This is a genomic window from Sphingobium sp. DN12 (assembly GCF_051058005.1).
GTDB lineage: Bacteria > Pseudomonadota > Alphaproteobacteria > Sphingomonadales > Sphingomonadaceae > Sphingobium > Sphingobium yanoikuyae.
This window is the reverse complement of record NZ_CP173717.1, coordinates 2,941,508-2,963,611: the sequence shown is the minus strand read 5'-3', so window position 1 is coordinate 2,963,611 and position 22,104 is coordinate 2,941,508. Positions and strand designations below refer to the sequence as shown.

Annotated in this window: 20 protein-coding genes; 13 read left to right on the top strand and 7 right to left on the bottom strand. The window is 64.1% G+C overall.

Features of this window, described 5'->3' with window-relative positions; translation table 11 throughout:
- Positions 1-4 precede the first annotated feature (4 nt).
- From ACI6S0_RS14095 to ACI6S0_RS14070, 6 genes are all read right to left on the bottom strand, one after another.
- Positions 5-499: a Csu type fimbrial protein gene (locus ACI6S0_RS14095; protein ID WP_279606448.1), complete on the bottom strand. Its 495-nt coding sequence runs from the start codon at positions 497-499 to the stop codon at positions 5-7.
- 11 nt (positions 500-510) lie between these two features.
- On the bottom strand, positions 511-2,823 hold the full coding sequence (locus ACI6S0_RS14090; protein WP_434403427.1) for a fimbria/pilus outer membrane usher protein: 2,313 nt from the start codon (positions 2,821-2,823) through the stop codon (positions 511-513).
- Positions 2,810-3,553, bottom strand: a complete 744-nt coding sequence (locus ACI6S0_RS14085; RefSeq protein ID WP_434403426.1) for a fimbrial biogenesis chaperone — start codon at positions 3,551-3,553, stop codon at positions 2,810-2,812. Before ACI6S0_RS14085 ends, ACI6S0_RS14090 begins: the two co-directional genes overlap by 14 nt.
- A 21-nt stretch (positions 3,554-3,574) precedes the next feature.
- Positions 3,575-4,072 (bottom strand): Csu type fimbrial protein, encoded by a 498-nt coding sequence (locus ACI6S0_RS14080; protein ID WP_279727876.1) that lies wholly within the window; start codon positions 4,070-4,072, stop codon positions 3,575-3,577.
- A 133-nt stretch (positions 4,073-4,205) separates the two neighbouring features.
- The gene (locus ACI6S0_RS14075) at positions 4,206-4,478 is read right to left on the bottom strand and encodes a hypothetical protein (protein WP_434403425.1); all 273 of its coding nucleotides are present in this window, start codon (positions 4,476-4,478) and stop codon (positions 4,206-4,208) included.
- A 155-nt stretch (positions 4,479-4,633) separates the two neighbouring features.
- Positions 4,634-5,122: a MarR family winged helix-turn-helix transcriptional regulator gene (locus ACI6S0_RS14070; protein ID WP_279727874.1), complete on the bottom strand. Its 489-nt coding sequence runs from the start codon at positions 5,120-5,122 to the stop codon at positions 4,634-4,636.
- Between the two features lie 264 nt (positions 5,123-5,386).
- Here ACI6S0_RS14070 and ectA point away from each other — a divergent pair, with 264 nt between their 5' ends.
- The 8 genes from ectA (at position 5,387) to ACI6S0_RS14030 (ending at position 13,406) form a co-directional block, all read left to right on the top strand.
- On the top strand, positions 5,387-5,878 hold the full coding sequence (gene ectA / locus ACI6S0_RS14065) for a diaminobutyrate acetyltransferase (RefSeq protein ID WP_434405950.1): 492 nt from the start codon (positions 5,387-5,389) through the stop codon (positions 5,876-5,878).
- A 14-nt stretch (positions 5,879-5,892) separates the two neighbouring features.
- Complete coding sequence (ectB, locus tag ACI6S0_RS14060) at positions 5,893-7,203, top strand: diaminobutyrate--2-oxoglutarate transaminase (protein ID WP_434403424.1); 1,311 nt, start codon at positions 5,893-5,895, stop codon at positions 7,201-7,203.
- Positions 7,204-7,218: 15 nt separating this feature from the next.
- Positions 7,219-7,632 carry an ectoine synthase gene (locus ACI6S0_RS14055; RefSeq protein WP_007712251.1) on the top strand — a complete coding sequence of 138 codons (414 nt, stop codon included), beginning with the start codon at positions 7,219-7,221 and terminating at the stop codon, positions 7,630-7,632.
- Between the two features lie 174 nt (positions 7,633-7,806).
- Positions 7,807-8,727: an ectoine hydroxylase gene (gene thpD, locus ACI6S0_RS14050; protein WP_434403423.1), complete on the top strand. Its 921-nt coding sequence runs from the start codon at positions 7,807-7,809 to the stop codon at positions 8,725-8,727.
- Positions 8,724-10,166, top strand: coding sequence for an aspartate kinase (locus ACI6S0_RS14045; RefSeq protein WP_270091247.1), 1,443 nt, complete (start codon positions 8,724-8,726; stop codon positions 10,164-10,166). Before thpD ends, ACI6S0_RS14045 begins: the two co-directional genes overlap by 4 nt.
- Before the next feature lie 20 nt (positions 10,167-10,186).
- On the top strand, positions 10,187-11,422 hold the full coding sequence (locus ACI6S0_RS14040) for an MFS transporter (protein WP_434403422.1): 1,236 nt from the start codon (positions 10,187-10,189) through the stop codon (positions 11,420-11,422).
- Positions 11,419-12,753 carry an MFS transporter gene (locus ACI6S0_RS14035; protein WP_434403420.1) on the top strand — a complete coding sequence of 445 codons (1,335 nt, stop codon included), beginning with the start codon at positions 11,419-11,421 and terminating at the stop codon, positions 12,751-12,753. Before ACI6S0_RS14040 ends, ACI6S0_RS14035 begins: the two co-directional genes overlap by 4 nt.
- A complete protein-coding gene (locus ACI6S0_RS14030) occupies positions 12,750-13,406 on the top strand; it encodes a hypothetical protein (protein WP_434403419.1) in 657 nt (218 codons plus the stop codon). Before ACI6S0_RS14035 ends, ACI6S0_RS14030 begins: the two co-directional genes overlap by 4 nt.
- Before the next feature lie 72 nt (positions 13,407-13,478).
- On the opposite strand, the gene ACI6S0_RS14025 is transcribed toward ACI6S0_RS14030, so the two are convergent.
- The gene (locus ACI6S0_RS14025) at positions 13,479-14,207 is read right to left on the bottom strand and encodes a FadR/GntR family transcriptional regulator (RefSeq protein ID WP_017498927.1); all 729 of its coding nucleotides are present in this window, start codon (positions 14,205-14,207) and stop codon (positions 13,479-13,481) included.
- A gap of 195 nt (positions 14,208-14,402) precedes the next feature.
- Between ACI6S0_RS14025 and ACI6S0_RS14020 the strand changes: the two genes are divergently transcribed.
- From ACI6S0_RS14020 to ACI6S0_RS14000, 5 genes are read left to right on the top strand one after another with little or no spacing between them, the layout of a single operon-like run.
- A complete protein-coding gene (locus tag ACI6S0_RS14020; RefSeq protein ID WP_434403418.1) occupies positions 14,403-17,075 on the top strand; it encodes a TonB-dependent receptor in 2,673 nt (890 codons plus the stop codon).
- A 26-nt stretch (positions 17,076-17,101) separates the two neighbouring features.
- A complete protein-coding gene (locus tag ACI6S0_RS14015; protein WP_434403417.1) occupies positions 17,102-18,784 on the top strand; it encodes a GH39 family glycosyl hydrolase in 1,683 nt (560 codons plus the stop codon).
- Positions 18,785-18,839: 55 nt separating this feature from the next.
- Positions 18,840-20,054 (top strand): MFS transporter, encoded by a 1,215-nt coding sequence (locus tag ACI6S0_RS14010; protein WP_434403416.1) that lies wholly within the window; start codon positions 18,840-18,842, stop codon positions 20,052-20,054.
- The gene (locus ACI6S0_RS14005) at positions 20,051-21,229 is read left to right on the top strand and encodes an L-rhamnonate dehydratase (RefSeq protein WP_434403415.1); all 1,179 of its coding nucleotides are present in this window, start codon (positions 20,051-20,053) and stop codon (positions 21,227-21,229) included. The genes ACI6S0_RS14010 and ACI6S0_RS14005 overlap by 4 nt, the downstream gene beginning before the upstream one ends.
- A complete protein-coding gene (locus ACI6S0_RS14000; RefSeq protein WP_081331709.1) occupies positions 21,226-22,098 on the top strand; it encodes an NAD(P)-dependent oxidoreductase in 873 nt (290 codons plus the stop codon). Before ACI6S0_RS14005 ends, ACI6S0_RS14000 begins: the two co-directional genes overlap by 4 nt.
- Positions 22,099-22,104 lie beyond the last annotated feature (6 nt).

Genomic DNA, 22,104 nt, shown 5'->3' with positions numbered 1-22,104 from the left:
CTGATCAGAAGATGACCGTGACCAGCACCGTGTCCGAATAGCTGCCCGGCGGGACATTCTGCCCGGCCGGGATGCGGCCATAGACGGTCGTGGTCTGGTCCAGGTTGAGCAGCGCGATGAAATTGCTGGTCACCGTCTGCGATCCGCCGGTCCCATCGCCCCAGACCTGGTTGCGCGCATTGCTGGTGTAGAGATTATAGGCGAGCGTCGAGCCGCCACTGGTCAGGACGCGTGGCGCATAGGTGGACGATGTCCCCTTGCTCAGCTGGATCGTGTAGCTGCCGCCCAGCGCGACCACCAGCGAGCAGCGCACGCGCACCGTTCCCGATGAATCATTATCCCCGCTGGCGACAGGGTTGTAATTGCCGAAGCTCAGGCCGCTTGCCGATACGGTACAGGTGCACAGGGCCAGGGGATCACACGCTGCCTGCGCGGGTGTCGCCATGAACAGGGCCGCCAGCGCGACCGCAACGGCGTAGAGGGCATGGCCAGTGCGCATCCTCATCCTCCTTATGGCACGCATGTCAGCGGCCCGATCACTGGTAGCATTTCGTCCGGCACGGCGTCGACCCGAACATGGCAGGGGCCGTGTGCCGTATCGACGGTCAGCATCATGCCGGGGTGAAGGCTACGGATGAAGACGGCACCATCATTGCCGACGAAGGATTTTTCATCTTCCGCGGTGACGCTGGCGCCGATTTCGGCCGGCGCGCCGTCCGGCATGACGATGCGCAATGTCGCCGGATGCTCCCGGACCGCGACGAAACGTGCGCTGACGGCGCCCCGGTAGCGCGGCACCACCCTGATCTGGTCATTGGGCATCCGGATGTCGATCGGCACGTCCGCCGCCGCGATGCTGAGGCGATTGACTTCATAGGGGCGCAGGTCGGGAATGACGGCCATGCCACGGGCGTCGGTCCGCGCGACCAGTCGGTTTTCCTGATAGATGCGCACATCTGCCTGGCCGGGCACGCGCACCACGGCAAAGCCGCTTTCCACCCGGCGGGTCGGGAACAGCGCGCCATCGGCCAGCAACAGCCCGCCCTGGCCGGTGACACGCCAACCGGTTTGTCCGCCGGCACGGTCCACCTGCGCGGTCATCTCCGCCGCATTGCCGCGCCACAGAATCTCGCCCTGCTGCTGCGCATTGCTGCCGGTCGAAATCGCCGCCCGATAGCCCCAGCCTCCGCTTTGCGGCGGAGTGCTGCGCATTTCCGCCCGCACGCCACCCCGATCGGCCTGGAGATAGGCGCTGCTGCGCGGGCCGAAGGGGATGGTCAGATTGAAGCCGATGCTGTTTTCATGGCCGCTTTCCGAAAAGCGACTGCGGATCGCGTAGGCGCTGACAAAGGCCTTGTCGCGCAGGGACAGGCTGTAATTGCCCGACAGGACGCGGGCGGACTGGCTGTCGGCATAGGTCAGGCTGGTATAGGATGCGCCGATCGTGCCCATGGTGCCCAGGCTCCATCCGGCAGAGCCCTGCACCTGTTCCACGATCCGCTCGCTGTCGCGCTCCACGCCGATTTCGCGATAGCGGTTCGACGCCCGCTGGTAACTGAGAGCGACGTTCCAGGTCGGCGCGTTGCGGGCGAAGGCTGCCCGATACAACAGGCCCTCACCGGCCTGGCTCGTCGATCCCGCTGCCGCCAGGCTGATCTCGCCGATCGGAACGATGATCATGTTGACGCCGCCGCCGGCCATGGTGACGTCGGCGCTGGCTTCGGCCCGTCCCTCGATCGTCAGCCGGTCGGTCAGGCCGCGGCGATAGGTGCCGGCCAGGAAGGGATTGTCATAGCCGAAGCTGCGCAGCCCATAGCCGCGCCGTTCGGCTCCTGCCTCCATAGACCAGGATGCCAGGCCCGCGCGCAGCAGGTGGGAACTCACATAGTAGCTCGACGTGACGCGCCGCTCCACGCCCAGCGGATCGCGGATCACCAGCGTCACTTGGCCGGCGCCCGTGACCAGCGGCACCTGGTTGATGGAGAAGGGCCCCTGGCCGACGTCGGTCTGGAAGCGTTGGGTGCCGTTCACCAGCAGCTCCACGTTCGACGGCACGGCGGCGCTGCCGGCAAGGGACGGCGTCGGAAAGGTCAGGAGGCTTGGCTGCAGGGCGAACTCGGTGCCGAAGCGCACGCCGCCAAAGCGGATCTGCCGCGTCCAGTCGCGCGCATCCGTTACGCCATCGCCGATGACGAGGCGCGTCAGGTTGATCGGATCGTCACGCAGATAATAGCTGTCCAGCCGGGTCGCCCGGCCATAGACCGTGCCGTTGCCCAGCAGCATGCTGTTCGACACCACGCCCCAGTCATCGGACAGCCCGGCCTCCACGAAGGCGCCCAGGCGCGCCTTGCCGGCATATTCGGCAGAAATGTCATAATTGAGGAAGGCGGCGAGCATATTGTCGCTGGGCGCGGCGACGGCGCTGGCCGGCGCAACGCTGGTCGCTTCGAAGGCTTCGGGCGACACCGTCAGCAACAGGGCCTGGCTGGGCTCGTCGAAGGCGGCCGCGACGCCGCCGAGCGAGGATAGCGCGACAAAGGCGTCGCCATCGATCATCATTGCCGTGCCGGTCGGCGGGCGCATCCGCCAGGCGGCCAGATCCTTCACGCGCACCAGGAATGCGCCGGCGCGCCGCGCAAGCAGATAGTCGCCTGGCAACAGCCGGCCATTGAGCGTGACCGAGGCCAGCATCATTGTCGGCGTCGCCGTCGCGTCTGCCGTCGTCGCAATCGCGCCTGTCGTCGGCGCGCTGTCCTGCGCGCTGGCAATGCCGCAACTGGCCACGACGCAGGGCAGGACAAGAAGGGTGCTAGCGCGTCCCACCGGCATGGGATGCCGACTGGAGGACGAGCTCCGCGGTCAGGCTGCGCTGGCCGGTGGCCGCCTCCAGCGTCAGCTTCTCTCCGCCGCCCACCGGTCGTTGCATGTCGAACAGGAAGCTGCGTGTCGCGCCGGGGAGGATGTAGATCGATTCCTGCCTCGTCGCCAATGGCGTGCCGTCGGCCCGCTTCAGGTCGAGGCGATTGAGGTGGACGTGCGCGCTGCCTTCATTGCGTGCGGTCAGCGTGAGCTGCCGGTCACTGGTGGCGGTCAGCTGCCACGCCAGGGATGCCTGCGCACCGGGCGCGGTCACGAAGATCGGGATGCTGACGCGCAGCAATGTGCGGATCTCGCCAGCGGCGGTCGGGCGATCGGTCGGGATCTCCTCCAGGAAGACGCGATAGCTTTTCTCGGTCGGCGTGGCGGCCGTGCGCAGGCCGAAGCGCGCAATCTGCTGCCCGCCTGCGGCTATTTCGAACAGCGGCGGATTGGCCAGGATGTCGCGTGTTTCCTCGAACAGATCCTGCCCATTATCCTGCCGCCATGCCACGACCCGCACCTGCATGCGGGCCGGCGCATCGCCGCTATTTTCGATCGTCATCGTCTCGACCGGGGTCTTGTCGTCAAGCGCGACCAGGACCGGATAGATTTTCAGCGTCGCGGCCCAGGCGGTGGTTGGCTGTGCCAGGGCGAGCAGGGCCGCTGCCGCGCGTCGTGCGAACATCTTGGGCATGGCCGCCTCGCTCCGGATCGATCAATAGACGACGTTGACGGTGATGGTGTCGCTATAGGAACCGATCGGGACATTCTGGCCGGCCGTGATCCGGCCATAGACGGTCAGGGCATTGGTGCCGACCGGGGCCGTCGCGGCGGCGGTGTCGGTTGCAGGCGTGTTGCCCCAGTTCGTCGTATGCGCCGAATCCTGATACAGCGCATAGCTCAGCAGATTGCTTCCGCTCGACATCTTGCGCGTGGTCACGGTCGCCCCCGATGCCGTGCCCGCGGTCAGGCCGACCGTGTAGGTGGTGCCGACCGTGCAGAGAACCGACAGGGTGGAGGTGGCGTCGGTCGGCGCGGTTGCGGTCGGGTCATAATTGCCGAACGCCAGCGCCGTCGCCGACACGACGCAGGCCTTGATCACGGTTGCGGTAACCGGGAAGGTCGTGGTGGTGGTGGCTGCCTGGGCCGTGCCTGCAAGACCCGTCAGCAGGGCCGCGGCTGCGAGGGATGCGGCCAGTTTGAAACGAAACATGTGTCCTCCAACACCTCAAGCTTTGATGGAGGGAGTATCGTCAATGTCGGTTAATAACGCGCTTTTGGGCAAAAGGCGGCTTTACCAATATTTTGCGTAAATCGCGTTCGTCGCAAGATAACGGAGCGATCCGTCAGAATTCATAGGACAGGATGTCGTCCTGCCGGCTGTGATCCATATTGCCGCTGCGAAGGGAGACGACTGTTCCGTTGTCGCTGGACGATTTCACCATGCGATAATGATATTGTCCGCAATTTACAGCAGCCTGGTCGCTGGAAATGCGGCAGGGCTGCACGACCACCGCGCCGACCAGCAGCGAGCCATGCGCGGCCTGCTGCGCAGGCGCAGCAGTGCCGATGGCCATCGATCCTGCAATCAGGAGGGGGCGGCCGGAATGGCGCAACATGCAAATAACTCCGTTCATCGCGCCCTCCTAACGGATCGAAGCGGCAACTGACAGCGATTCCTGACTGGCGGCCGAAGGGCAGACGATGCGTCGAATAGGGAATCTATGCATAGTCCATGAAGGGGGAGACGCTGACGGCGGAGCGCAGTGGGGCGTCAAAGCGGCTCGGACCGGTCGATCCGGCCGCTGTCGAGCAGCGGTGCGGCATCGATCGAATCTGCGTCCATCAGCATCGCCAGCCTTTCCGTCGCGGCAAGGATCATGGCCTGTTCCCAGGTAGGCAGGGCATCGAAGCGATCGGTGAAGCGCTTCTGCAGCGGGTCGGGGGCGTCGGCCAGGGCTTCACGGCCGGCGGGCAGCAGGGTCAGGTGGATCTGGCGCTTGTCACGTTCGCCGCGTTGGCGCTGGACGAAGCCGAGCGCGACCAGCCGGTCGACGATCGCGGTGATCGTCGCCTGGCTGAATTGCAACGCCTGCGCCACGGCGGAGGGGGTGACGGACAGGCGCGTGTCGATTTCCCGTAGCACCAGCAATTGTGAGGGGGTGAGCCCGGTCGTCGTCGCCAGCTGACGGCTGCCGATTTCGGTCGCGCGCAGGACGCGGCGCAGCGCGCGCAGGGTCAGGGAGGCAATTTCGGAATCCATGGGAAGGCGCATAGCGCGAAGTCCCGCAAAGCGCCAACGGGGCCAAAAGTTCCTCATCATATACTTCATCACATGAAATATAATTTCGACTTTGGGGTTGAAGGTGGCGCCGATAATCGGCATATGACCGCCCGTCTCGCCGGAGAATCTGCTTCTCCGAGTAAAATATAATTCGGGAGATGAACAATCTTCGATTCCCAAGCTACAGCGGCTGCTTCGCCGCCACGGGCTTCTGCGCGCTCTCGATCGGGCGAGGGGCAGGACATCGTCTTACGCAAGCCCGTCGCCACGGACGGGCCAGCCATCAGCGGATTGATTGCGGCCTGTCCGCCGCTTGATCCCAATTCGGCCTATTGCAACCTGCTGCAATGCACGGACTTTGCCGGCAGCTGCATCGTCGCCGAGCGCGGCGGTGCGGTGGTCGGCTGGGTGTCGGGCTATCGCCCGCCGGCAGCGCCCGACAATTTCTTCGTGTGGCAGGTCGCGGTGTCGTCCGCCGCGCGTGGCCAGCGCCTTGCCGGGCGCATGATCGAGGCGCTGCTGGCCCGGCCCGAGCAGGCCGGCGTCACCCATCTGACGACGACCATCACCGACGATAATCGCGCCTCCTGGGCCTTGTTCCAAGGGCTGGCGCGGCGTTGGGGCGTTCGGATCGAAAAGACCGCCCGCTTTGAAGAACAGGCCCATTTTGCCGGCGCCCACGCCACCGAATGGCAGGCGCGCATCGGCCCGCTGCCGACCCCGGCACAGAGTTGAGAGAGATTGAAACCATGACCGTCACGACCCAGCCCAAACCCACCAGCGCCATGCCCGACACGGCCATTTATGAGCGACGCGAGTCCGCCGTGCGCAGCTATGCCCGCGCCATGCCGCGCCAGTTCAACCGCGCGGAAGGCGTGTGGATGCACGACAATCAGGGCGGCCGCTATCTCGACTTCCTGTCGGGTTGCTCCACGCTCAATTATGGCCACAATCACCCGGTCCTGAAGGCCGCGCTGGTCGACTATATCGCCGGCGACGGTATCACCCATGGCCTCGACCTGCACACCGATGCCAAGGCCGACTTCCTTGCCACGCTGGAGGATGTGATCCTGCGTCCCCGCGGGCTTGATTATCGCGCCATGTTCACCGGGCCGACCGGCACCAATGCGGTCGAGGCCGCGATCAAGCTGGCGCGCAAGATCACCGGTCGCGAACTGGTGATCGCCTTCACCAACGGCTTTCACGGCATGACGCTGGGCGCGCTCGCCTGCACCGGCAATGCCGCCAAGCGCGGCGGCGCGGGCGTGCCGCTGAGCCATGTCGCCCATGAACCCTATGACGGCTATCATGGTCCCGATGTCGATACCGCCGCCCTGCTGGAACGGCGCCTGTCCGATCCGTCGAGCGGCCTCGACGCGCCGGCCGCCATCCTGGTGGAGACAGTGCAGGGGGAAGGTGGCCTCAATGCCGCCTCGCCGCAATGGCTGCGCCGGATCGCCGAGATCGCCAGGCGCCACGGCGCGCTGATGATCGTCGACGATATCCAGGCCGGTTGTGGCCGCACCGGCAATTTCTTCAGCTTCGAAGGCATGGGCTTCACCCCCGACATCGTCACCATGGCGAAGTCGCTGTCGGGCATGGGCCTGCCCTTCGCACTAACCCTGTTCCGACCGGAACTGGATCAATGGGCGCCGGGCGAACATAATGGCACCTTCCGGGGCAATAACCATGCCTTCGTCACCGCCACCGCCGCGCTGCGCCATTTCTGGGGCGATGCGCAGTTCGAACAGGATATCGCCCGTCGCGGCGCGCTGCTGGAACGGCGGCTGGACGCGATGGCGGCCGAACATGGCCTGTCGACGCGCGGCCGCAGCATGATGCGCGGCATCGACGTCGGATCGGGCGAAGTCGCTCAGGCCATCACCGCCGCCTGCTTTGCGCAGGGGCTCGTCATCGAAACCAGCGGCGCGCATGACGAGATCGTCAAGATATTGGCGCCCCTCGTGATCGAGGACGCCGTGCTGTCGGCCGGGCTCGACATTCTCGAGGAGAGCATCCGGTCCGCGCTGACCGTCACCTATGGCGTCGCCGCAGAATAAGAGGAGATTTCAGACATGATCGTTCGCAAGCTTCAGGACATCCGCAAGTCCGACCGCAATGTGAAGTCCAAGGGCTGGGAAAGTGCCCGCCTTCTGCTGAAGGACGACAATATGGGCTTTTCCTTCCACGTCACCACCATGTACGCGGGCGAGGAATTGCACATGCACTACCAGAACCATCTGGAGGCGGTGCTGGTGCTCAAGGGCACGGGCACGATCGAAGATCTGGGCACCGGCATCACCCATCAGCTGGCGCCCGGCGTCATGTATGCGCTCAACGCCCATGACCAGCATATCGTGCGGCCGGAAACCGATATATTGTGCGCCTGCACCTTCAATCCGCCGGTCACTGGCAAGGAAGTGCATGACGAGAATGGCGCCTATCCCGCCGATACCAGCGCCGCGCGCGAACCTGCGCTGGCCGACTGATGCGTGACGCTCCAGCATTTTCAAAGCAGATAGCCACATCTGCTGACTCGGAAATGCGGACAACAACGAAAATTGGAGCTTGATCCGATTCAGTATGAACGGATCAAGCTCTGGCTTGGGGCTGCCCGAGCCAGCCACGCCTTTCTTACCTTAGATTGAAAAAGGGGGAGTCCCATGAAAGACCTCTACCCGTCCCGCCATGCCGACATGGCGGAATTCTTGCCGCGCCACGATCCGGTCGTCCATGCCGACTGGAGCGCTGGCGCGCCGATCAGCCGCGACCAGGCCGATGCCTTCGAGCGCGACGGCTATCTGGTGCTGGAAGACATTTTCTCAGACGCGGAAGTCGCCTTCCTCCAGCACGAGGCCCGCAAGCTGCTGGCCGATCCCGATGCGCTGGAAGGCGAAACGGTCATCACCGAACCGGGCGGCAAGGAAGTCCGTTCCATCTTCCGCATCCATGCCCAGAGCCGGGTGATCGAGCGGCTGGCGGCGGACAGCCGCCTGGCCGGCGTGGCCCGCTTCCTGCTGGGTGACGATGTCTATATCCACCAGTCGCGGCTCAACTATAAGCCCGGTTTCCAGGGCAAGGAATTCTACTGGCACAGCGATTTCGAGACCTGGCATGTGGAGGATGGCATGCCGCGCATGCGCGCGCTGTCCATGTCGGTGCTGCTGGCCGAAAACACGCCGCATAACGGTCCGCTGATGCTGATCCCCGGATCGCATCGCCAGTATCTGACCTGCGTCGGCGAGACGCCGGAAGACCATTATCGCCAGTCGCTCAAGCGCCAGGAATATGGCGTTCCCGACGAGGACAGCCTGGCCGAGTTGGCGCATCATCATGGCATTGTCGCGCCGACCGGCAAGCCCGGATCGGTGGTGATCTTCGACTGCAACATCATGCACGGGTCGAACGGCAACATCACGCCTTTCCCGCGCGCCAATGCCTTCCTGGTCTATAATGCGGTGTCCAACCGGCTGGAGGCGCCCTTTGGTGTCGACCGGCCGCGCCCTGCCTTCATCGCCGCGCGCGGCGAACCGCCGGTCATCACGCCCATCACCGGCCCCCTGATGCAGGAGGCGCTGGCATGAGTAGCCTGCATAGCGTCGAGAAGATCGGCGGAACCTCCATGGCCGCGACCGCGACATTGTTCGACAATGTGCTGATCGCCGGCCGCAAGGGCGCGGACCTCTATCATCGCATCTTCGTCGTGTCGGCCTATGCGGGCATGACCGACCTGCTGCTGGAGCACAAGAAAAGCGGCGAACCGGGTGTCTATGCCCGTTTCGTGGCGGACGAGGATGCGGACGGCTGGCGCCAGGCGATGGAGGCGGTGCGCCGCGCCATGCAGGAGCGCAATGCGACGATGTTCGTCCGCGCCGACCGGCTGGCGGAGGCCAATGCCTTTGTCGACATGCGGATCGATGCGGTCGCCGCCTGTCTTGACGATCTGGCGCGGCTGCGCAGTCATGGTCGCTTCTGCGTCAAGGAACAACTGGTGACGGTGCGCGAACTGCTGGCGGGTCTGGGCGAAGCGCATAGCGCGCATTCGACCGCGCTGCTGCTGCGCGACCGGGGCGTCAATGCGCAGTTTGTCGACCTGACCCTGTGGGACCAGCAGGACATGCGCGAACTGGACGATCGGATCGGCCAAGCCTTTGCGCCGATCGATCTGGCAACCACCCTGCCGATCGTCACCGGCTATGCCGGATGCAGCGAGGGCATGGTGCGCCTCTATGCCCGTGGCTATTCGGAAATGACCTTTTCGCGCATCGCCGTGCTGACGAAGGCGCGCGAGGCGATCATCCACAAGGAGTTTCACCTGTCGAGTGCGGACCCGCGCCTGGTCGGCACGGACAAGGCGCGCAAGATCGGCAGGACCAACTATGACGTGGCGGACCAGCTTGCCAATCTGGGGATGGAGGCGATCCATCCCGGCGCGGGCAGGGGGCTGCGCCAGACCGACATTCCGCTGCGGGTGCGCAACACCTTCGACCGGGAAGATGGCGGGACGCTGATCTGCGGCGCCTATGTCTCCGACACGCCGCGCGTCGAGATCGTCACCGGCGTGCGCCAAGCGCAGGCGCTTCAGTTCTTCGAGCAGGATATGGTCGGCGTGAAAGGCTATGACGCGGCGATATTGGACGCGCTGGCCCGCCATGGCGCCTGGATCGTCAGCAAGGCGTCGAACGCCAACACCATCACCCATTATCTGTCCGCCGATGCGGCGACGGTGAAGCGGGTGATCGCGGATTTGCAGGCGCGCTATCCCGACGCTGCCATATCGGCCCAGCCGGTGGCGATCGTGTCGGTCATCGGCAGCGACATCGCGCGGCCGGGGCTGGTGCCCGATGCCCTTCGGGCGCTGGCCGATGCCCATGTGCCGATCGTCGCGATGCAGCACCAGATCCGCAATGTCGACGTCCAGTTCATCGTCGATGTTGATCATTATGAAACCGCCGTGGGCGCGCTGCACCGCGCCCTGGTGGAGGACGGGGCGGAACCGGCGGAGGATCGGCGCGCGGCCTGATCCGCCCCCGGTCATCCTCCATGTTCGCCGCGATTCACCCCGTCCGCAGCCTGCTGCTCGCCATCTTCATGCTGATGGCGGGCAGCGGCTTCCTGTCCACGCTGATCGGCCTGCGGCTGGAGCGGGCGGGGGCAGGCACGATGGCGATCGGTGCGGTCGCCACCGCCTATTTCGGCGGGCTCGTGGTCGGCGCGCTGCGCGCCGGGGCGATCGTGCGGCAGGTTGGGCATATCCGCGCCTTCGCCGCCTTCGTCTCGCTGCTGTCGGCCAGCACGCTGGCCTATGCACTGGTCCAATATCCGCTCTTCTGGGCCTGCCTGCGCCTGATCGACGGCATCTGCGTCGCGGGCGTGTTCATCTGTCTGGAAAGCTGGCTCAACGACCGGGCGGAGGCGGAAACGCGCGGCAGCGTGCTCGCCGCCTATATGGTCGCCCTTTATTCGGGGCAGGCGGTCGGGCAATTGCTGCTGGGCGCCAGCGGTGCCCTGCCGGCGGTGCCATTCCAGATCGCCTCCATCCTCATTTCCCTGGCCATCATCCCGCTCTGCCTGACGCGCAGCAGCGCCCCCGCGCCGGTCGATGCGCAGGCCTTCACCATCCGCGCCCTCTATGCCGCCTCACCGCTCGGCACGGTCGGCTCGGTCGCGACCGGGCTGATGCTGGGCGCCTTCTATGGCATGGCGGCGGTGCATGTGCGCCGGCTGGGGCTGGACCTTGGCGCGACCGCCAGTTTCATGATGATCGTCATCCTGGGCGGCGTCGCGCTGCAATGGCCGCTGGGGCGCCTGTCGGACCGGCTCGACCGGCGGCGGGTGATCGTCGGCTGCTTTGCCGCGACGCTGGCTGTCTGCACGGCGCTGGCGATGCTGGTGTCGGGCGGCCCGTGGCTGCTGGCGCTTGGCGCCCTGTTCGGCGGCCTCAGCTTCGCCCTCTATCCGCTCTGCGTCGCGCACTGCAACGACCGGCTGCTGGCGACCGAGCGGGTCGCGGCGAGCGGGCGGCTGGTGCTGCTCTATTCGGTTGGCGCGGCGATCGGTCCGCTCGGCGCTGCGCTGCTGATGAGCCTGGCGCCGACGAGCGGCCTCTTTCTCTTCATTGCCCTGTGTGCCGGCGCGACGCTGGCCTTCGGCCTCTGGCGCCAGACGGCGACCCCGCCCGTGCCGGTGCCCGAACAGCAGGACTTCCAGATCGTGCCGCGCACCACGCCGGTGGCCTCGCTGCTCGATCCCAATACTGTAGACGGACTGACCGAATGACCGCTTCCGCCGTTCCTGCCACCGCTGCTGCCCCGATGCAGGCCGACAAGGCCACCTTGCGCCGGGCCATCGCCGCGTCGGCGCTGGGCAATGCCACCGAATGGTTCGACTATGGCATCTATGCCTATGGCGTGACCTATATTTCCGCCGCGCTCTTTCCCGGCGCGGTGGACGATGCCATTCTGTTCGCGCTGGCGACCTTCGCCATTTCCTTCCTCGTCCGGCCATTGGGTGGCCTGTTCTGGGGACCGCTGGGTGACCGGCTGGGGCGCAAGTCGGTGCTCGCGCTGACCATCTTGCTGATGTCGGGCGCGACGCTGGCCGTCGGCCTCATCCCCTCCTACGCGCAGATTGGCTGGGCGGCGCCCGCGCTGCTCATCATCCTGCGCATGGTGCAGGGTTTTTCGACTGGCGGCGAATATGGCGGCGCCGCGACCTTCATGGCCGAATATGCGCCCGACGCCCGACGCGGCTTCTATGGCAGCTTCCTGGAGTTCGGCACGCTCGCCGGCTTCTCCTTCGGCGCGGCGCTGATGCTGGGCTTTTCGCTGCTGCTGGGGGACGCGGTCATGCATGCCTGGGGCTGGCGCATTCCCTTCCTGGTGGCCGCGCCCATGGGCCTCATCGGCATGTATCTGCGGTCGCGGATGGAGGACACGCCGGTCTTCCGCGAGCAGGCGGCCGAAGGCAGCGGATCGCCGTCCCTTTCCCGGCTGCTGCGTGATCATAAGCGGCCGATGCTGGTCGTGGGCGGGCTGGTCGTGGCGCTCAACGTCGTCAATTATACGCTGCTCAGCTACATGCCGACCTATTTGCAGCGCCGCATCGGCCTGTCCCCGGACGAGGCGCTGGTGGTGCCGATCATCGGCATGCTCTTCATGATGGTCTTCCTGCCGATCGCCGGCCATATGTCCGATCGGGTGGGCCGGCGTCCGATGTGGCGGCTGTCGCTCATTGGTCTGCTGGTCGCGGTGGTCCCGCTCTACATGCTGATGGCGACGGGGCTGGCCGGCGCGATCATCGGCTTTGTCCTGCTCGGCCTGCTCTATGTGCCGCAACTGGCGACGATTTCGGCGACCTTCCCGGCGCTGTTCCCCACCATCGCGCGTTTCGCCGGTTTCGCGATCGCCTATAATCTGTCGACCTCGCTGTTCGGCGGCACCGCGCCGGCGATCGGCAGTGCGCTGATCGGCGCGACCGGCAATGAACTCATGCCGGCCTTCTACATGATGGCGGCCTGCATCATCGGCCTGATTGCGCTGCGCTTCATGCCGGAAACGGCAGGCCGGTCGCTCCGCGACGATCCGTTCGGACGGGAGCGTGCAGCATGATCAGCCAGCTCTATATCGCGTCGGACAGCCTCCAGATCCTGACCCGCGGCTATGTCGAGAATGTCTGGTTGCAGGCCGTGACGGGATTGCTGCTGCTTGGCGCATTCGCCTGGGCGGCCAACTGGGTGGCCAAGCGTATCGTCCTGACCCTGTTGCTGCGACTTATCGATCATCTGCCGTTCCGGGTCGAGGCCGCGCATATTGGTGCCGTCGTCGCGCGCTTCGGCCTGCTCCGGACCTATCTGCACGACAAGCAGGACGATCTGTCCCGCTGGAATGTGGACCATGCGGCGGACAACAGGCTGGATAGCCGGCGGCTGACCAATATCGGCACCTTTCGCGCCTATGTGCTGGCCTATCTACGCGCGAATCCCAATATCCGCCCCGACCAGACCCTGTTGGTGCGCCAACTGGCGCCCAGCGAACATGGACTGCCGCTGGAAATCTACGCCTTCGCCAACACCATTGTCTGGGCCGAATATGAAGGCATACAGGCCGATATTTTCGACCATCTGATCGCGATCCTGCCCGAATTCGGGCTGCGCCTGTTCCAGCGGCCCGCGGGAAGCGATCTGGGGCAGCTCATGTCGGGCACTCGGCTATGGAACGGGCAGGGCGCGCTCGAAGCGCAAGCGCTGTGTCAGGTGGGGTGAACGGCGCGGGTTGTTCCGTTCGGTCTGCTGCCGGATACTGCAATATCTGGTATGAGAAATAGTTTTTCTCGTTCAAAGCATGCCGGCATCGCTCGATGCATTGCCGATCAGCAGCAGCATTTTCGAACGTGCATCCTCACCGTCTCCTCGCATGATCGCGTCGAAAACGGCGTCATGGTCGGGCATCGGATCGCGCGACTCCTGGCGCTCATCGCGCGCAAAGCGCGTGGTCCAGGCAACTACCGCCGTGACCGATGTCGCGAGCGTGATGAGGGATTCATTGCGGGTTGCGAGCAGGATCTGGCGGTGAAAATTCTGGTCGGCTGCGCGTCCCTCCATCGTCTGGAGTCCGCAGCGCCGCATTTCCTCGAGCGCATGACCCATGCGTGAAATGTCCTGCGTATCACGGCGCAGCGCTGCAAACTGGGCTGCGGCCGGCTCCACCACGATACGCAATTCGAAGATGTCGCGGAGAAACTCGGGCGTGGGTCCGGCTTCGAACATCCATGCAAGAACGTCCAGGTCCAGCATGTTCCAGCGAAGCCGGTCGTTGATGCGCGTGCCGCTCTTCGTCCGGCTATGGACCAGCCCCTTGGCTGACAGGACGCGGACCGCCTCACGATAGGCGGTCCGCGAGATGCCCTGTTCGGCGCTATAGCGCTCCTCGCCTGGCAATATGTCTCCCGGCTGATAGCGGCCGCCCACGATGGCGATGCCCAGGTCATGCGCGATCCTGTCGTGCACGGCGCGCTGGGGCTGGCTGGCGGGGCGGGATAGTGGGTGCTCATCTGCTTGCGTCATAGGTTCTCGTCCGATTTGCGGCTGCGATCGTCAAGCCTGATCCGACATTTGCCAGAACTGGTATGAGGAAAAATGGAGAATTTTCGACATATCCCTATTACTCCGTCAAAGTATCGCTTGAAACCACGTTTAATTCGCATAGTCTAGTATGAGAAATAAAAATGACTCGGAGGGATTGCTGTGATAAAAGGCGCTATGAAGCTGTCCATCTCATTGGTCGCGTTGCTGGCGGCGCAAGAGGCCGTGGCACAGGGTGATGCGGAGGCGAGCGGGACGGGCGTGAGCGATGTCGACATCATCGTCACCGGCATGCGAGCCAGCCTTTCGTCGGCGCAAAACATCAAGCGCAATGCGCAGCAGTTGGTGGATTCTGTCGTTGCCGAGGATATCGGCAAGCTACCCGACAACAATGTGGTCGAGGCGCTTCAGCGCGTGCCCGGCATCCAGGTTTCGCCCCGCGCGCGCGGCGAATCCGCGACCGTGCTGATCCGTGGCCTTCCCGACGTCGTGACATTGGTCAACGGCCGCAACATCTTCAGTACCACCGGCCGTTCCCTGTCGCTGGCCGATGTGCCGGCAGACCTGGTTGCCGGCGTCGACGTCTACAAATCGCGTTCCGCCGATCAACTGGAAGGCGGCATTGCCGGGCTCATCAACGTGCGCACCCGCCGGCCCTTCGACTTCAAGGGGCTGGAAGTTGCGCTGGCCGGACGCGAAGTCTATAGCGAGCAGCCCGATAAGATCGATCCCTATGCCAGCGCGCTCATCAGCAATCGCTGGTCGACCGGCATCGGCGAGATTGGCGCATTGGTGAGCGTCTCCTACCACAAGACCCGCTATCGCGACTTCACGGTCTATAGCGGCGGATATTTCGGCTATAATCTCGACAATAGCCGCGCGCCCTACACCCCGGGCGTCCCGCTCGACCCGCGCGGTAACGGCGCAAATGACCCTGCCGTGTTTCGGACCGACGTTATCGGTGCCTTCGACCGGATCGGCACTCGGACCCGCCCGGCCGTCAATGCCACGCTGCAATGGGCGCCGGATGATCGCCTGACCATTCATGCCGACGGCCTTTTTTACGGCTATCGCGAACGCGGCAACGGCAATCAGAATTTCACGTCGATGAATGGCACATTGCGCTCGCCGCTCGCATTCGTGGGCGATACCAAGCTGGTAGAATCGCTCAGCATCAGCGGCGGGCGTGTCGCCAATTTCGGCACGGCCTACCGAAACAAGGCGGATCGCTGGCAAGGGGCGATCGGTGCGGATTGGGAGGTCAACGACTGGAAGGCCGCGACGGAACTGTCCTACACAAGGTCTAAGGCCACCGACGTCGGCAATAATCTGGACGTCGACTTCATCGCGTCCCGCACCGATGCCGTCTTCAATGATGGATCGGGCACCCCCTATTTCTCCCTACCCAATGACGACATTGCCGATCCGGACCGCTATTATCTGTCTCGCCTGTCCACCACGCGCACGATCGGCGACGGCAGGGAATGGGCCTGGCGGGGCGATCTCTCCTACCGCGCGCCTTTCCTGATCTTTTCCGGGCTGGATACGGGCCTTCGGCTCAGCCAGCGCGATGCGCAGTCGGACAGTTTCACCCAGACCGTGAATTGCGGTCCGGCGGTTGCGGTCAAATGCTATGCTGTCAAGGCGGCCAGCCTGCCGGGGCTGATGACGGTGACACCTGGCGGATTCGATACGGGAACCGGCAAGTTCGTGGAGCAATGGGCAACGCCGGGCACCGACTATCTGCTGAACAATGTCGGATCGCTACGGCAATTATTCGGTCTCGCGCCCGGTGATCCGGCTTTCCAGGATACCCAGCACTTCGACATCAAGGAGAAAAACCAGGCCGGCTATGGCCAGGCCAATATCGAGGTCGGACAACTGGACGGGCAGGTCGGCGTGCGCGTGATCCGCACCGACATCACATCCAATGCCTTCTTGGTTCTGCGCGGCGCCACCTCACCCGTCACGATCCGGAACAAGAGCACGGATGTGTTGCCCAGCCTGGCGCTGCGCTACAAGCTGAAGGACAATCTCTTCCTGCGCTTCGCTGCCAGCAAGACGATCACGCGCCCGAGCTTCGCACAGCTCAATCCGGCGCTCACTTTGACGCCACCGGTACCCGGTCAGCAACCGTTCGGCCGGGGAACGAGCGGCAACGCCGATCTGAAACCGATCCGCTCCGACAATTACGACCTGTCGCTCGAATGGTATATCGACCGTTCCAGCTCGATCACCGCCACGATCTTCCGTCGCGACGTCAAGGGCTTCATCCAGTCGGTTACCAGCAATTTCGACATCGATTATCTGGGCGACGACAATGGCGTCTATCAGATCACCCGCCCGGAAAATTCCGGTTCGGGACGCCTGCAGGGAATCGAGGGCGGCTTCACCTTCTTCCCCAAGGGACTGCCGCAATGGCTGGACGGCATCGGCATCAGTGCCAACGGCACCTATATCGATGGCAACAACAAGGCGCTCTCGCCGCTGCCTGGCGTTACCGGCTATATGGACATCCCCTTCCAGAATGTGTCCAAATATTCCGGTACCGCCACGCTCATCTATGAGAAGGGCGGCTTTTCCGGTCGCGCCTCCTATGTCTGGCGCGACAAATATAATGCTGGCCTGCATTTTACTGGGGTCAATCCCAATTTCATTACCAACGGTGCGATCAGCAATCTGGACCTGTCTTTGTCCTACGAGATCAATCCCCAGTTCACGGTCGTATTCGACGCGACCAACATTCTGAAAAATCTCTATCAAACCTCTTTCAACGACCCCAGTCTCTATCCGCGCGACACGGTTCTTTACACGCGCACCTTTGCCCTTGGTTTCCGGGCAAAGCTTTGAACAAGTCCATATCGAGAGGATGTTCCATGACCATTTCCCGAGTGATCGCCGCCCTGTCGGTGCTGCTGGCGCTGCCGCAACTGGCCCATGGCCAGACAGTGCCGGCGCGGCAGGTCGCGATCAGCGTGGACGCGGCCAAGCCAGCAGGCAAGCTGCCGCCCATCTGGCGCTTCTTCGGCGCGGACGAGCCCAATTATGCGACCATGAAGGACGGCCGGAAATTGCTGGTCGAACTGGGCGAACTGAAGAAGGGCGAGGTCTATTTCCGTGCCCATAACCTGTTGAGCAGCGGCGATGGTACCGCCGCCTTCAAATGGGGCAGCAGCAACGCCTATATCGAAACCAGGGACGGCAAACCCGTCTATGACTGGAAAGTTGTCGACGGCATCATCGACACCTATCTGGCTCGCGGCGTCCGACCCTATCTGCAGATCGGCTTCATGCCCGAAGCCATGTCATCCGCGCCGGCCGGCACGCCCTATCAGCATAGCTGGCGGCCCGGGTTCGATTACAAGCTGATCGCGACGGGCTGGACCTATCCCCCCAAGGATTACGAAAAATGGGCGGAACTGGTCTATCAGTGGACGCTCCACAATATCGAGAAATACGGCAAGGCCGAGGTCGAGAAATGGTATTTCGAGGTCTGGAACGAGCCGAACTCGCCCTTCTACTGGACCGCTTCGCCGGAGGAATTCTACAAGCTGCATGACTATGCGATTGGCGCGGTGCGTCGGGCGCTGCCGACCGCGCGGGTCGGTGGTCCGGACGTCGCGGGCGCTGGCGGCGCTTTCATGGACGGCTTCCTGAAGCATGTGTCGTCCGGCAAGAATTATGTGACCGGCCAGACCGGGACGCCCACCGACTTCCTGTCCTTCCATGCCAAGGGCCGGCCGGAGTTTGTCGATGGCCATGTCCGCATGGGGATCGCGACCCATTTGCGGGAAGCGGATCGCGGCTTTACCAAAGTGCTGTCGATCCCGTCGCTGGCCGGGAAGCCGGTGGTGATCGGCGAAAGCGATCCCGAAGGCTGCGCGGCCTGTCCGGGACCGCAAAACGACTATCGCAATGGCACCATGTATTCGAGCTACACCGCCGCCAGCTTCGCGCGCATCTGGGAATTGGCGGAACGGAGAAAGGTCAATCTGGAAGGCGTCCTGTCCTGGTCGTTCGAATTCGAGGATCAGCCCTGGTTTGCGGGCTATCGGCAGCTTTCCACCAATGGCGTCGACCTGCCGGTTCTCAATGTCTTCCGCATGTTTGCGCAGCTTGGTGAAACGAAGCTCTCGACCGTCAACAGCGCACAGATCCCGCTCGATCAGGCGATGACGAAGGGGATTCAGGGCGACGCCGACATCGGATCGATCGCCACCCGCACAGCGGACGGCAAGGTCGTCTTGCTACTCTGGCATTATCATGACGATGATGTCGCCGGGCCGGATGCGCAGCTGAAGATCGGCTTGAAGGGACTGAAGGCTGCGCCGTCCTCGGCGACACTGTGGCGAGTGGATGGCGATCATGCCAATGCCTTTGCCGCCTGGAAGAAGATGGGCTCGCCCCAGTCGCCCGATCAGGATCAATATGCGCAGCTGGAGGCCGCGTCGGTCATGAAGGCGGAGACGGTCGCTGTCGCCGGCCCGCGTGGCGCGGCCAGCATCGATCTTGCGCTTCCGCGCCAGGGTGTCGCCCTGCTGATCCTGGACGCGCAATAGGATGGCCGTTGTGGCCGCATCAGGGCCGTACCGGGGACGCTGGGCGATTGCGGCGATGATCACCGTCGCCATCGCCATCTCCTACCTTGATCGCCAGACGCTTCCCTGGGCGATCAAATATATCGAAGCCGACATTCCCATTGGAAACCAGACCAAGGCCTTTCTCGATTCCGCCTTCCTCGCCACCTACGGCCTCATGTATCTGGGCGGCGGTTGGTTGCTGGACCGGGTGGGAACGCGGCGCGGCTTTCTGGCGATCATGATCTTCTGGTCGCTTGCCTGCGCCAGCCATGGTGTGGCCGGTGGCATCGCCGCGCTGGTAATCAGCCGCCTCTTGCTGGGCATAGGGGAGGGCGGCGGCTTCCCCGCCGCCACCCGCGCCATTGCCGAATGGTTTCCGCCTGAACGCCGCGCGGCCGCCATGGGCCTCGTCAATGCCGGGACGGCAGTGGGCGCCGTCGTCGCACCGCCCTTGATCGCGGGCATTCTAGCCTACGGGCACTGGTTCGATCTGGCGAGCTGGCGGTGGGTTTTCTTCATCACCGGCGGGTTCGGCCTCGCTTGGGCGCTCTGGTGGTTCCTGACCTATCGCACGCCCGCTGGGGAGGCGGCGTCCGCTACCCAGAATACAGGGCCGGCGCCGACCGTGGCCACGCTCCTTGCCCGTCGTGAAGTGCGTGGTCTCGTCGGCGCCAAGTTCCTCAGCGACGGCGCCTGGTATTTCTACCTCTTCTGGCTGCCCAAATATCTGTTCGAGGCGCACGGATTCGATCTCAAGCAGGCGGCGACCATCGGCTGGATTCCCTATGCGGCATCGGGTGTCGGCAGCCTGTGCGGCGGCTGGCTCTCCAGCCGCCTCCTTTCCGCCGGCCGTTCGGTCGATGCCGCCCGCAAGATTGCACTGGGCCTGAGCGCCGCCTGCATGCCCTGGGTCATGCTGGCGCCCGCGACTGCCTCGGTCGCAGCGGTCATTGCCATCTTCAGTCTCGCCTTCTTCGGGCAGCAAAGCTGGTCGACCCTTGTCATGACCCTGCCGACCGACCTTGCGCCGCGCAGCGCCCTGGGACGTCTTGCCGGGCTGGTCGGCCTTGGTGGCGCCTTTGGTGGCATCGTCATGGGGCAGGCGGCTGGCTGGGCACTCGACGCCGGGCTTGGCTACGCGCCGGTGCTCACCGTTGCTGCCACCTTGCACCTGATCGCCTTCGCGCTGATCTGCCGCTCGATTCCCCGCATTTCGCCTCTCAGCTTTACTCGAAAGGTCGTCCCTTGAAAATCACCGAAATCCGCACCCGCGTCGTCCAGTGGGAAGGCGAAACCGTCCCGCTGCCGCCGCACTTCTGCACCAATCCCATGGATATGGTGTCGCCAATGCTGTCGCCCGAAACCATGGGCACCTTCACCTTCCATGGCTGGCTGATTGTCGAAATCTTCACCGACCAGGGGCTGGTCGGGATCGGCAATGCCGCGCTCGCGCCGCTTGTGACCAAGCAACTGATCGACCAGTATCTTGCCCCCTTGTTGATCGGCCAGGATCCGTGGGACAGCGAGTTTCTGTGGCAGCATATGTATCGCAAGACCATGGCATTCGGGCGCAAGGGCGTAGCGCTGGTTGCGATTTCCGCGCTCGACATCGCGATCTGGGATCTGATGGGCAAGGCTGCGAAACAGCCCGTCTTCCGCCTGCTGGGCGGCCGGACCAAGGCGAAGATCCCGGTCTATGCCAGCCGCCTCTACTCGATCCCGCTCGACGAGCTGGCGCAGGAAGCCGCCAATTACAAGGCGCAGGGCTACAAGGCGATGAAGCTGCGTTTCGGCTGGGGGTCGATCGACGGGGCGGAGGGCATGGCACGCAATGTCGAACTGATCCGCACCGTGCGCGAAACGGTGGGTGACGAAATCGACATCATGGCGGACGCCTATATGGGCTGGAGTCTCGACTATGCGAAGCGCATGATGCGCCTCATCGAACCCTTCAACCTGCGCTGGCTGGAGGAGGCGATCATTCCCGACGATATCAACGGCTATCATGAACTGCGCCGGTTCGGCACGACGCCGATCGCGGCGGGCGAGCATGAATTTACCAGCTATGGCTTCCGCCAGATGATCGAGGCGAAATCGCTCGACTATTTCCAGTTCGACACCAACCGCGTCGGCGGCATCACCGCCGCGCGAAAGATACAGGCGCTCGCCGAGGCCTATTCCATCCCCGTCGTCCCTCATGCCGGCCAGATGCACAATTATCATGTGGTGATGGCGAGCCTCAACAGCCCCATCGCCGAATATTTCCCAATGGTCGATGTGGAGGTGGGCAACGAGCTCTTCTGGTACATCTTCAAGGGCGAGCCCCAGGCAGTCGATGGCCATATCGATCTTGACGATAATCTTCCGGGCCTGGGGCTCGAAATTGACGAGGCCGCGCTCGCGCGTTTCAAGGTGATCGGATGATGAAGATGAAAGTGGCGGTACTTGGTCTGGGCATCATGGGATCGGGCATGGCGCGCCAGTTGCTGTCGGCCGGTTTCGACGTGACGGTGTGGAACCGTAGTGCCGATAAGGCGGCAATATTGGGGGAGGCTGGCGCCCATATCGCCGCCTCGCCGGCGGAGGCGGCGACAGATGCCGACATCGTCATCGCCATGCTGGCGAATGACGACGTGTCTAAGATGGTCTGGACCGGAGCGGATGGCGCGCTCGCCGCGATGAAGGCGGGCGCGATCGCGATCGAATCCAGCACGCTGACCGGCGATTGGGTATTCGGTCTGGCGCGCGAAGCCGTCGCCCGGGGCATAGGTTTCCTGGAAGCGCCCGTTACCGGCAGTCGCGATCAGGCGGCGCAGGGTACGCTCCGCTTCCTCGTCGGCGGCGACGCGGATGCGATCGAAGCCGCTCGCCCAGCCTTTGATGCCATGGGCGGGGCGCTTGTCCATCTCGGCCCCGTCGGCAGCGCCGCTACGGTCAAGCTTGCCAATAATTACCTGTGCGGCGTGCAGGCGGCCAGCCTGGCAGAAGCCATCGCCTTGTTCGAGAAGCATGGACTGGACGTCGAGCAGGCGATGTCCATCCTCTTCGACGGTGCCCCCGCCAGTCCGATGGTGAAGGGCGTGGGCCGACGGATGCTCGATCGCGATTATGCCCCGCATTTCCTGGTGCCGCTGATGGCAAAGGATCTGGGATATGCTGCGCAGGCGTTGGCCGATGTCGGCATCACCTCTGCTATCGCCCAGGCCGCACGGCAGCGCTTCGTCGAGGCCGACTCTGCCGGGGAAGGACATCGCGACATCGCCGCGATCGTGGAGCCGCTCAGAAACGCGTGAAACGTG